This is a genomic window from Knoellia remsis, assembly GCF_003002895.1.
GTDB lineage: Bacteria > Actinomycetota > Actinomycetes > Actinomycetales > Dermatophilaceae > Knoellia > Knoellia remsis.
In genome coordinates this window covers 18854-29985 of the sequence record NZ_PVTI01000033.1, presented here as the reverse complement: position 1 = coordinate 29985, position 11132 = coordinate 18854, and the positions used below count along the sequence as shown (strand labels likewise).

The following is an 11132-nucleotide window of genomic DNA, read 5'->3' as shown; positions in this document are numbered from 1 at the left end:
ATCGCCACATCGATGGTGCCGGCGCGAGTGTCCAGGTCCCGGTGCCGGTACCCGTTGCGGCTATTGGTGCGGTCCGGGCTACGGGTGCCGTACTCGGCACCGCACACGCTATCGGCCTGCGCCGACAGCAGCGCGTTGATGAACGTGGTCAGCAGATCGCGCATCAGGTCCGGGCTGGCCTGGGCGAGCTGGTCGTGCAGGAAGACGGCAGGGTCGATACTGGTGTTCGCGGTCATCGCGATGCTCCATTCGAGAGTGCTGTGAGAGGTTCACTCGAAGGATCACGCGGTGACCGCACCTACGTGCGTAGGGACACGCTCACCGGTGTCGTCGTACACCAACCCTATGGACTCAACTCCAGTCGCGCGGGTTCGCGCTCAGTCCAGAGGACGGGGTTAAGCGGCGTAGTGCCCGTGCCGCGATCTGGACCTGTTGCGCGGGTCATCCTTGCGGAGTGTCCTTCACAGGACGGGGCGAAGCGGGCACGACCGCGGGCGCCGGGTTGCCGGTGGAGGCAGGAGGCTTCGGGAAATCGTCCCCAAAGACCTCACCCCAGTGCTTGATCGCAGCCGCAGTGTCGTTGTTCGCCTGCGCCTGGAACGCCTTGATGGCGTTGTCTCGGGCGGACCGTAGGGCGTCGGCGAACGCGTCGTAGTCGATGTCGGGCTGAATCGGTCCGCAGAGTCCAGCGGGATCGGCGACTTCGTTCCCGCCCTCGATGTGGTAGCAGGCACTGACGAAGAACTGCTTGATCGCAGCGGGCTGGTTGACGTCCGTCGGCAGGAAGTCGAGCGCGAGGACCTCCATGACGAGAGACTTGATCTTGGTGTCTTGCTCGGCGGCCCACCACTTGAGCATCCGAACAGTGCCGGCGAACTTGTTCCACTGCGCGTGCCGATCCGCCACTTCGGCGATCAGGAACTCTGGGTCGCAAGCGACCCAGTCTTCCGAGAGTGCTTCCGGAATAAGGAGCCGCCCATCGCGGCGCAGCGCAGGCATGGCATCAACCGTGAACGCGTCAGGATCGTCGGGGTCATCCAGGAAGCACTTGACGGCATGGTTGCGCCACCGGGCCAGCCGGACGGCGTGGTCGTAGGTGCCGTTCGTCGCCCCGAGCAGCGCGTTGACACGCCCGCGCGTGTAATCGAGAGCATCCGCGGCGGAACTTCCCGGAGTTCCCCACTCAGGATGCTCCTCCTGATCGAAGACGACGATCACATCGACGTCATGGATCGGATCCTTGTGTGTCCCTCGCGCGAGCGATCCGGACGCGATGACTTCCTTCACGTCGACCTCGGCCCCGAAGGCACCCTTGAAGAGATCGCGTCGAGTGCGGGCTTCGCGGACGTGCGTGATGTCGGCGTTCACGACGTCCTGGAAGGTCTTGAAGGCGTCAGTCACGCTCATAGTCGTTCTCCTGATTGGTTCGTCTGGTCGATCACCGTAGCCACTGCCACCGACATTGCTGTGCGGTGCGGAGCGCGGCACGGTGCCTACTTCTTCTTGCTGCCCCTGCCGGTGCTCTCGTTAGTCGTGGTCTTCGGGTGACGCTTCACCGTGGACTGCTTCACGAACCGGCCCGTGACCGCGCTGCGTCCTCGCTTGCCTGCCATGTTCCTCACCTCCTCTGTAGTTCGCGCTCGATGGCGTGCCTCCAGGTTGGAGCACGTCACGACTGTATCAGCAAAGCGGCATCAGTCTCGTTGAGACACGCCGTGTCGTATCAGTAACGAGTCAACGACGCGCTAGGCTTGCGCTCATGGAACGGAGACGGACAGAGGCGGCTAACAAGGCGAGTCCAGCATGACAGGGACCTCCGACACCGCCCCGGGCATGGAGCGGCTCGACCTAACACAACTAGGTGCGATGCTCCGCGAACGTCGCGGGAAGCTGTCGCTTCGTCAAGCGGCTGCCGAGGCTGGCGTCAGCTTTAGCACCTTCACTCGAATCGAGGCAGGTGCTCAGCCCGACCTGACCTCGTTCACCCTGCTGTGCGCGTGGCTCGGCGTGTCGCCCGGGCAGTTCTTCATGCCGACGGCGTTGCGCGAGGTGGCGCCAATCGATGAGGCGATCGCGCATCTTGCTTCCGATCCGCGCCTTGAACCGGATGCTGCCTCCAAGATCGCAGAGATGCTGCGCAGCATGTACGACGTCCTGGCCAAGGCGCCGGCTCAGCGCCAGGTGGTTGCTTGCCACCTCCGCGCCGCTTCGATGCTCCGGCCCGGGGTGCCCGAAAGGCTCAACTCACTCTTGGGTGAGATGCACAGCAAGTTGGCCGCGCGCGTTTCGGCTGGGGAGCTGTGACGCTACGTCGCGGGTTCAAGGCAGAGGCCGAACGCGAGGCCGCGCGGGTTCGGAAGGAACTTGGACTCGCCTCGCACGATCACCTTGATCCGCGCGATCTCGCCAAACACCTGAATGTGTCGATCGTTGATGCCGCAGACTTGGTGGACATCAGCGAGCTCGAAGAGCTGGAGCGACTGCAAGCGTTCGCCTTCTCCGCCGCGACCTTCGAGATCGAGGATCGCCGGATCGTTGTCGTTAGCCCGCTCCGGACTCCGGGTCGGCAGAACAGCGATATTGCGCACGAACTGGCGCACATCATGCTGAAACACGACCTTGCTGAAATTCGTGAACTCAACGGGATGCCCTTCCGGACCTGCAAACCAGAGGAAGAGGAGGAGGCCACGGCCTTCGGGGGCACACTTCTTCTCCCGCGCCCACTGCTTCTCAGTGCAGCGCGTCGACGAACGCCCGTTGACCAAATTGCCAGCCAGTACGACGTGACGGTCGAGATGGCGCGCTTCCGTTACAACACCACCGGTGTCGCCAAGCAGGCTGTGTCCCGATAGGCGGGTCGAGAACGGTCCGCGGTTGGTTGCCGCTGTGAATCTCGGCGACCGATCGCTTGACCTGGGTCGGGACCGTTCTTGTGCGCGACCAACGACTCGATATCGCCGGTGCCGGTGACCAGCCTCGCGAGGCCATCCTGAAGGAGGAGGTGTGGGCCTGCGCTCGTCGCGCTGGTCACTGGACCGGGAACAGCTCCGATGGTGCGGCCGAGTTCGTGAGCGCGCCGGGCGACGGTCATTGATCCCGAGCGAACGCTGGCCTCGACCACGACGGTCGTTGCGGAGAGGGCAGCCATTAGCCGCGCACGCGCGAGGAAGCGGTGGCGCGTAGGCACGGCACCCGGCGGAACCTCGCTGACCATGAGGCCGAGGTCTGCAACTCGCTGAAGCAGTTCACGGTGGCCCATCGGGTAGCAGCGATCAAGGCCGTTCGCCATGACCGCGATCGTGTCGCCACCGGATGCCAGCGCCGCTCGATGGGCAGCACCTTCGATGCCGTACGCGCCGCCGGCAACCACTACCCGTTCAGCGTTGGCGAGGTCGGAAGCCAGTTCTCCGGCCACATGCTCGCCGTAGGAGGTCGAGGCCCTTGCGCCGGTGATCGTGACCAGATCACCGACTGGTCGCGCGAGGAAAGAAGGCGTGCCGCGAGTCCATAGGACGTATGGCCGTCGGTCGCCAAGATCGTCGAGCGCAGATGGCCATTGCTTGTCGCCAGGGATCAGCGTGCCGATACCAGCGCGCTCGGCTTCGACGATGTGCTGCTCAAGTGTCCGTGCGTCTGAGCGCTGGAACTGGGAACGCCACACCTGGGCGTCAACGTTACTGAGGCCCGGCACCACGTCATCACGCTCGACAAGCCGAAACAGCTCAAGCGTCCCCAGTTCGCCCAGGAGACGGCCAGTCACGGCGTCGTCGGGTTCGACGATCATCGACAGCACCATCCGCGCTGTGCGCTCGTCTTGGACTACCTGGCTCAGGTTCGTCATCGTCGGGTCCTCTCACTCCTACAGAGAGGTGCGCGCGACGACGCGGGGGCCGGAGGAGGGCGAGGTGCCTCATGTCAGGTTGCCCGCGAAGTGTTTCCATGAACGCCGACCCCGGCGTACAGTGGATGGCGAGGCAGGTTCTCCTCATATTGCGGGTCCTCCGGGACGGCCTTCGGGCACTCACACACGTTCTGCCTCCTCGACGGAGAAACACGTGTGACGAGAGGCCCGTCATGTTCCGCTTCATCTGGACGCTCAGCGTTCGCACTCGCGACTACCTGCATCGCTACATGCCGAGCAACCGACTGCTCGCTGCCATCCGCACCCGACGCGGACTCAAGTGGGGGCTACCCGCGATGCTGGTTGCTCTCCCGTACTTCCTGATTGCTTACGCCTGCTCGTCCGCGGTCGCCGGCGGCGGTCCCGGCTGGCTGCACCTAATCGTGCTGTGGGCGTGCTGGAACGCACTCAAGTTCATCATCATGGGACCCGTGAGCGTTGTGCTGCTCGTCCGCGTACGCCTGCACGACGCCACCATCCGTCGCCGTCAGCGCCGCGAGGCCTCCACCGAGGCAGATGCTCGCGTCCCGGTTCTGCACGCCTAGAATCACCCGACTGCGACCGGGGACGAGGCGATGCGCGACCGACGCCCGCCGCCGGGCCGGATCACGATGCCGTGCGATGCGAGAGCCCGCCGGACAGCCTGAGGCCCTGCCCCGACCTTCACGCCGACCTCTACTAGCGTCAACCCGCTGAGGTAGAGGTCGGCTGCTTCATGGATGCGGGAAGGGTCGAAGCGTCCCCGTCGGATCGGGACCTCCCGACGAGTCAGGTGGGCGGCCACCGTTCGGCGGTTCACTCCGAACCGCGCTGCCAGCTCCACGAGCGTCGCTCCCGCGTGGTAGTCCGCCACCAGATCGTTGACCTGCTCGGGGCGCAGAAGAGTTTGAGCCATCTCAAGTGACCGCACCATCCGACCCCGCGAGTCCGTCACCGTCGGCCCCGACGAACGACGGTCCTGCTTGTAGAAGCCGCGTGACCTGCGCAAAGATAGGGTTTTCAAGGGTGGGCAGGGGTTCTCAAACTCTCTACGGAGGTCCACAAGCTAATGAGGGCCGGACACGCTTTTCGTCCGGTCCTCGCGTCGTTCCCGGTCCTCACAAAGGCGTGACATACGCCGCCCTTGCGAGGACCGGAACCGCAGCAACGTCATGCCGAATCGAGCAGATCTGCCCGATATGGCATGACCGTGATGTGCTCCGACCGATACGGCAGATAGCTTCTCAGGAGCGAAGCTGCGAAGCTGCGCGCATGGGTATCGAGTACACGCGGTTGCAGCGTTCCTCCCTCGATTCCCATGAGTTGGCCGTCGCCGGGGTCGTTGATGAGCTGGCTCTGCAGCTCCGGAGCGAACTGGAGGATGAGGCCGAGGCCATCGACGACGCGCATGTGCACGGGGCTAGTAGCGCTGCTGTCCAGGTGATCGTTTCGGCGATTCTGAGGCAACGTCTCGGTTTCGATGAAGAAGTACTCCTCACTCCGGAGGATGGAATCGTGTCGAGGCCGCGACCCGACTTCTTCTACAGACTCGGGAACTCTCAAGGCGTCATCGCCGAGGTGGAGCGCGGGGGCACAGTCACCAACAATCACGACTTGAAGGACATCTGGAAGACGCACATCGCCGCAGATGCGCAACACCTCTTCCTGATCGTGCCGAACTCCAACTGGCGCGAGTCCGGACTTCCCCGCGAGCGCCCCTTCCTGCGCGTGACCCACAGGATGGGCGCCTTCTTCGGTGACCCCAGACGCGAGATTGATGTCATGACCTGTCACATCTTCGGGTACGGGCGATTGGTATGACGCCTATCCAGGGAGGTCCCTGAGGACGGGGACGCCAACAGCCTCACCGAGACGCTGCTCAAGCACCCCCGGGTTGAGCCCTGCCAGTCCTTACGAGAGTGCGGTGGGTGCCGTCGTTGTGATGAATACCGAGGCGCTGGACTCCACAATTCGGTCGCGCGGTTGTGACGGTGGCTGAGACCCTTCTGGCGTGAGTGATGCCCTGTCCCGGGCCAGGAACGACCTGGCAGCCGGTCGCGCCTGGAAGGCCCGCGACCGGCTCCACGGTGCGCTTGCCCAACGACAGGACGACGAACTGCTCGATCTGCTCGCGGAGGTCCACTACGGGCTCGGGGACCTGCCGGCTGCGGGCGCACTGTGGTTCGTCACCGGCCGAACCGGCACCGCCGCCGACGCGGCGATCGCGGCGTGGCGGGAACGCTACGGAGGTCCGCAGGCGCAGTGGTTCAGCTTCCCGCCGACGGTGCGGGAGTCGCGCGAGTGGAGCCACCACCTCCGGGAGCTCGAGGGCGCCGCGCGCGACTACGAGCAGGCCGTCGTCCAGCGGCGGCGACAGGAGCTCGGGAACACCGAGGCGTGGTGGGAGCCGATCGTCTTCGGCGGTGGCTGCTTCCTCGTCCTCGCCAGCGCGCTCGCCCTCATCGTCATCGGGCTCTGGACCGTCTGGCACTGGATCTGGGGCTGACCCGACTCAGAGCGTCCCGCCAGAGCGAGGGGCGGATCCCCGTGCCTGAAGGGGTCTCCCTCGCCTGGCTACCGTCCGTGTCCCAAAGTACGGGGCAAGATCAGAGCATCGTCGAGCAACGGGCCGGGGCGCAGCGAACGGAATCGGCAATCAGTCACCGGGACCACGTCTCAGAGGTTGCCGAGGACCCGGTCGACAGCGATCTCGATGACCACCCGCTCGGGGTTGACGCGCGGCGGACGGTAGCGAGCGGCATACCGCGCCTCGGCGTCAGCCACAGCCGCCGGATCACCAACCACCCGCGCCACGCCTTCGAGCGACAGCCAGTGCCGCCCGTCCACTTGGCACACCACGGCCCGACCACCCCGGGCCGCGTTGCGCGCCTTCTGCGAGCCGCCGCTCGTGATGACCCGCACCACCCCGGCCGAGCCGTCCCACGTGAACCCCACCGGCACGACATGCGGCGACCCGTCCCGACGCAGCGTCGTCAGCGTCGCCAGATGCCGCGCCGTCACGAAATCCACTGCAGCAGAGGACAGCTCAGCAGCCGCGCCCACCATCGACCACCCTCACCCGGTCCAGGTGCCGGTGTCCCACGCGGCAGCCAGCACCGCGGCATACGGCTCGAGCGCGTGCCCACGCGAGGCGACCCACGCATCCGAGTTGTACGTCGAGTCATAGCGATCACCCCGGTCGCACACGAGCGACACGATCGACCCCGCCTCGCCCGCTGCCTGCATCTCCGCGGCCAGTCGGAGCGCGCCATAGATGTTCGTGCCCGTCGACGGCCCCGCCGAGATCCCCGTCCGCTCGCGCAGGAACCGCATCGCCGCGATCGACGCACAGTCCGGCACCCCGAGCATCCGGTCGACCACCAGCGGCAAGAACGACGGCTCCAGCCGCGCCCGGCCGATCCCCTCGATCCGCGACGGCTCGAGCCGCGCCTCACCGTCGCCCTGCCACGCCGGCAGGAACGCCGAGTGCTCCGGGTCGACGACACACACCTGCGTGTCGAGCGCCTGGTAGCGGACGTAGCGCCCGATCGTCGCCGACGTCCCACCCGTCCCCGCGCCCACGACGACCCACGCCGGCACCGGGTGCCGCTCCAGCGCCATCTGCTCGAAGATCGACTCGGCGATGTTGTTGTTGCCGCGCCAGTCCGTCGCCCGCTCGGCGTTGCTGAACTGGTCGAGATAGATCCCGCCCGACTCCGCCGCCACCCGCCGCGCCTCGTCATAGACCGCCGTCGGGTCCGGGACGAGGTGACAGCGCCCGCCCTCACGCTCGATGAGCGCGATCTTCGCCGGCGACGTCGACTCCGCCATCACCGCGACGAACGGCACCCCGAGCATCGCCGCGAAGTGCGCCTCCGACACCGCCGTCGACCCCGACGACGCCTCGACGACCGTCGTCGACGGCCCGATCTGCCCGTTGCACAGGCCATAGAGGAACAGCGAGCGCGCCAGCCGGTGCTTGAGCGAACCGGTCGGATGCGTCGACTCGTCCTTGAGGTAGAGGTCGATGCGGTCGCACCCGGGCAGCTCGACCTTGATGAGGTGCGTGTCCGACGACCGCCGCGCGTCGGCGCGCAGCTTGCGGATCGCCTCCTGCACCCACGCGCGGTCCGGTTCGCGCCGCACCCCGGTGTCGACGACCGGCGTCGGCCTCACGGGGTCGCTCGCCATCGTGCCCGCCGCCGTCGTGCCCGCCGCCGGCGCACTCGGCACCGGTGCAGTCGGCGCTGTCGGCTGCGGCGCGGTCGGCTCTGACATGCCGCTCACCGTATCGACACCGCGCCACCCGACAAAGCGAGGGCGGTATGCCGGGTGCGCACCGGCATACCGCCCTCACGTTGGTCGTCCGGTCCCGCTCACGAGAGCGGGCCGGACGACCCAAGAACTCAGGAGTTCTTGCCCTTGTCGATGTGCGGCGTCTCGAGGTTCGTGCCCTCGGACGTGCCCGACACCGACGGGGCCGAACCCTCGGCGAAGTCGCCCGCGTTGGTCCAGGCGTTGCCGTCGGAGGCGCGCTCGTGGGTGTGCTCGCCCGAGTACTCCGTGGCCGTGGCGTCCGCCTTGTCCGCGAGCTCGTCGGCCTTGTCCGACGCGGCTGCCTTGGCGTCAGCAGCCTTGTCGGAGGCAGCAGCCTTGGCGTCGGCCGCCTTGTCGGCAGCGGCGTCCTTGACCTCGGCGGCCTTGTCCTTCGCGGCGGCACCGGCAGCGGCGGCCTTCTCCTTGGCGGCAGCGGCGAGGTCGGTCACCTTGTCGCCGACCGACTGGCCGGAGCCGTGCGCGCCGGCACCCGTGCCAACACCAGCGCCAGCACCCGTCCCACCGACGGTCGACGAACGACCCGACGACGGCGGCGTGTAGGCGCCCGCGGTCGCCCACGGGTCCTTCTTCTCGGTCGACTTCTTCCACGCGAACGCGGCAGCGCCGGCGGCGAGCAGGAGGAGCAGCACGCCCTTCTTGCCACCGCTCTTCTTCACCTTCGCGTCGCCCTTGAGCACGTGGTACGCGTCGGGCGCGCGATCGGCGGCCTCGGTCGCGGCACCCTTGGCCGCGGCAGCGCCGGCGACGAGCGTCGCGACGGCGGAGGCGACCTTGGGCACGACGTCCTCGACGAACGTGTCGCGGGCGTCGGCGACCTTGGGCGCGGCCTGGTCGGCGTAGTCGCGCGCGGTCTCGCGGGCGGCCTCGGCGCGCTCGCGGGCGTTCTCGACCTTCGGCGCGGCCCTGTCCTTGAGCTCGGCGGCGCGGGCCTTGAGGTCCTCGGCGGCCGAGTACGCGTTCGCCTGGGCGTCGTGCGCCGCGGACTGCGCGGTCTCGACGCGCTCGGTCACGGCGTCACGGGCCTTCTCGGTCCTGCTCTTGCTGCGGAACACTGCGATCTCCTATCGATCGATGACGGCTTGTCTTCCATCAAACACTGTTTCGCTGCGTCTCGTCACTGTGGGGTCGCCTTGGTTTGACCTGCACGTATGCCGTCCGCACACCTCCCATGTCTGTGCGGCGGTGCGTGGACCACCCGGGGTGAGCCCGGGTCGCACGCTCCGCGTCGGCCGGCATACCGGTCCGGGTGGGCGTGCGGCATACGGCCTCGTGCGCACCCATAGAGTGGGACCCATGAAGGCAACCCTGAAGACGAACCACGGCGACATCAACCTCACCCTCTTCCCCGACCAGGCGCCGAAGACGGTCAAGACGATCACCGGTCTCGCCACGGGCGAGCTCGACTACAAGGACGACGCCGGCCGCTCCAACCCGGACAAGTTCTACGACGGCCTGATCTTCCACCGCATCATCCCCGGCTTCATGATCCAGGGCGGCGACCCGCTCGGTCAGGGCTTCGGTGGCCCCGGCTTCACCTTCGACGACGAGATCCACCCGGACCTGACGTTCGACCGCCCCTACCTGCTCGCCATGGCCAACGCCGGCAAGCGCATGGGCAAGGGCACGAACGGCTCGCAGTTCTTCATCACCGTCGGCGCCACCCCGTGGCTCAACGGCAAGCACACGATCTTCGGCGAGGTCGCCGACCAGGCCTCGCGCGAGGTCGTGGACAAGATCGCGGCCGTCCAGACCGGTGCGAACGACAAGCCCACCTCGGACGTTGTCATTGAGAGCTTCGAGATCGAGGGCTGAGTTTTCGAGGGCTGAGTCCCGACCCACTCTCGCCCAAGGAGCACTGACCGCCGCGGTCAGTGCTCCTTGCGCGTGGCGGCAAGGACCACCAGCAAAGGGACGACGCGCTGGGTCGGCACCCCGTAGAGTCCTCGGCTCTCGGTCGCGAGCCACCCGGCGTCGACGAGCTGCCGCAGGTGGTTGTAGATCTGGCCGGTGGTGCCGTGCCGTCCTGACTCGGCGAGCTGAAGAGCGGTCTGCGGCGTCACGAGGAGCTCGCGCACGAGAGCGAGCCGGTGTCGATGGGCGAGCGCCTTGATCGCGAGCTCCTGTTCCCGCCAGTCGTCCTCGAGGAGCTCAGTCGTCTCATAGGTGGCCTGCCACGTGGCCTCGCGTCCGTCAGGGACTCGCACGTGGCCGCCATAGGCGACCCCGCCGGCATCTCCCGTGACGTCCGCTGCGATGCCGTCGAGCAGCCACATCGAGGAGCCCAGGCCTCGAGCGGACGAGCGTTGCCCGGGCTGGAGGTCGGCGACCGCGGACTCGATGGCCTCGAGCCGGGAGAGCACGTCGGCGAACTCGTTCCGGGGGTTTTGCATGGCTGAATCACCTTCTGCTAGGTTTCCCGCATCAAACTACGGAAGTTCGTAATTTGATGGGGATCGGGGTCGATCTGCTGGGGCATCCAGAGAGTCGGCTCTGCCATCCTCGCACGATAGAACCGTCCATGTCGGTAATCCCATCGGAGGAAATCAGATGAAACTACAGAGATTCGTAGCAGCGATCGCGGGCGCGGGGGTCCTCGCCGTGTCTGGTGCGGCGCTGGCGAGCGCGGAGTCCTCGTCCACTCCGACCGACGTCTACGCGGTGGCGGCCGAGGCGCCGAGCGTTGACGGCGGCGAGATCGAGCCCCGGGCCGTCCCTGCCGCGTTCGCCGTCGCCACGGTCGCAGCTCGCGGCTTCACGGCAGCCCGGGCACCGCAGCAGGTCGCCCAGGTTGCCCGGGCGGCCGGGTGGCTCTCCGGGCTCGGCCTCATCGGAGTGGCCCAGGTCCAGAGCGCCCAGCAGCTCGCGCTCGAGAAGACGTACTTCGACCGCTGACGTCGAAGGCCGGGTCGCGCGT

14 protein-coding genes are annotated in these 11132 nt (G+C 67.1%); 7 read left to right on the top strand and 7 right to left on the bottom strand.

The annotated features are described in order from the left end of the window. Both BCF74_RS15420 and BCF74_RS15415 read right to left on the bottom strand, forming a co-directional pair. On the bottom strand, window positions 1-236 hold a 236-nt coding region (locus tag BCF74_RS15420), incomplete at its 3' end, for a transposase (RefSeq protein WP_177426678.1). Window positions 237-441: 205 nt separating this feature from the next. Then, window positions 442-1407, bottom strand: coding sequence for a nucleotidyltransferase domain-containing protein (locus BCF74_RS15415; RefSeq protein ID WP_106298842.1), 966 nt, complete (start codon window positions 1405-1407; stop codon window positions 442-444). 396 nt (window positions 1408-1803) lie between these two features. Between BCF74_RS15415 and BCF74_RS15410 the strand changes: the two genes are divergently transcribed. Together BCF74_RS15410 and BCF74_RS15405 are read left to right on the top strand one after the other, a co-directional pair. Then, the gene (locus tag BCF74_RS15410; protein ID WP_106298841.1) at window positions 1804-2304 is read left to right on the top strand and encodes a helix-turn-helix domain-containing protein; all 501 of its coding nucleotides are present in this window, start codon (window positions 1804-1806) and stop codon (window positions 2302-2304) included. Continuing rightward, the gene (locus tag BCF74_RS15405) at window positions 2301-2852 is read left to right on the top strand and encodes an ImmA/IrrE family metallo-endopeptidase (protein ID WP_106298840.1); all 552 of its coding nucleotides are present in this window, start codon (window positions 2301-2303) and stop codon (window positions 2850-2852) included. Before BCF74_RS15410 ends, BCF74_RS15405 begins: the two co-directional genes overlap by 4 nt. Here BCF74_RS15405 and BCF74_RS15400 read toward each other — a convergent pair. Further along, window positions 2810-3841 carry a DNA-processing protein DprA gene (locus BCF74_RS15400; RefSeq protein WP_106298839.1) on the bottom strand — a complete coding sequence of 344 codons (1032 nt, stop codon included), beginning with the start codon at window positions 3839-3841 and terminating at the stop codon, window positions 2810-2812. The two genes, BCF74_RS15405 and BCF74_RS15400, sit on opposite strands and share 43 nt — an antisense overlap. Window positions 3842-4074: 233 nt before the next feature. Between BCF74_RS15400 and BCF74_RS15395 the strand changes: the two genes are divergently transcribed. From BCF74_RS15395 to BCF74_RS15380, 3 genes are all read left to right on the top strand, one after another. Continuing rightward, window positions 4075-4446, top strand: a complete 372-nt coding sequence (locus BCF74_RS15395) for a sulfate permease (RefSeq protein WP_106298838.1) — start codon at window positions 4075-4077, stop codon at window positions 4444-4446. A 706-nt stretch (window positions 4447-5152) separates the two neighbouring features. Next, window positions 5153-5701, top strand: coding sequence for a hypothetical protein (locus BCF74_RS15385; protein ID WP_106298836.1), 549 nt, complete (start codon window positions 5153-5155; stop codon window positions 5699-5701). 190 nt (window positions 5702-5891) lie between these two features. Then, window positions 5892-6386, top strand: a complete 495-nt coding sequence (locus BCF74_RS15380; RefSeq protein ID WP_106298835.1) for a DUF6584 family protein — start codon at window positions 5892-5894, stop codon at window positions 6384-6386. 170 nt (window positions 6387-6556) lie between these two features. Here the strand turns inward: BCF74_RS15380 and BCF74_RS15375 are convergent, their stop codons facing one another. From BCF74_RS15375 to BCF74_RS15365, 3 genes are all read right to left on the bottom strand, one after another. Next, window positions 6557-6946, bottom strand: a complete 390-nt coding sequence (locus BCF74_RS15375; RefSeq protein ID WP_106298834.1) for a PPOX class F420-dependent oxidoreductase — start codon at window positions 6944-6946, stop codon at window positions 6557-6559. A 9-nt stretch (window positions 6947-6955) separates the two neighbouring features. Continuing rightward, entirely contained in the window at window positions 6956-8071 is a 1116-nt protein-coding gene (locus tag BCF74_RS15370; RefSeq protein ID WP_106298844.1) for a PLP-dependent cysteine synthase family protein, read from the bottom strand. A 215-nt stretch (window positions 8072-8286) separates the two neighbouring features. Further along, on the bottom strand, window positions 8287-9270 hold the full coding sequence (locus BCF74_RS15365) for a hypothetical protein (RefSeq protein WP_106298833.1): 984 nt from the start codon (window positions 9268-9270) through the stop codon (window positions 8287-8289). 241 nt (window positions 9271-9511) lie between these two features. Between BCF74_RS15365 and BCF74_RS15360 the strand changes: the two genes are divergently transcribed. Continuing rightward, window positions 9512-10030, top strand: coding sequence for a peptidylprolyl isomerase (locus BCF74_RS15360; RefSeq protein ID WP_106298832.1), 519 nt, complete (start codon window positions 9512-9514; stop codon window positions 10028-10030). Window positions 10031-10086: 56 nt separating this feature from the next. On the opposite strand, the gene BCF74_RS15355 is transcribed toward BCF74_RS15360, so the two are convergent. Continuing rightward, window positions 10087-10608, bottom strand: coding sequence for a winged helix-turn-helix domain-containing protein (locus tag BCF74_RS15355; protein WP_106298831.1), 522 nt, complete (start codon window positions 10606-10608; stop codon window positions 10087-10089). A gap of 157 nt (window positions 10609-10765) precedes the next feature. Here BCF74_RS15355 and BCF74_RS15350 point away from each other — a divergent pair, with 157 nt between their 5' ends. Further along, window positions 10766-11110, top strand: a complete 345-nt coding sequence (locus BCF74_RS15350) for a hypothetical protein (protein WP_146133005.1) — start codon at window positions 10766-10768, stop codon at window positions 11108-11110. The last annotated feature ends 22 nt before the right edge of the window (window positions 11111-11132 follow it).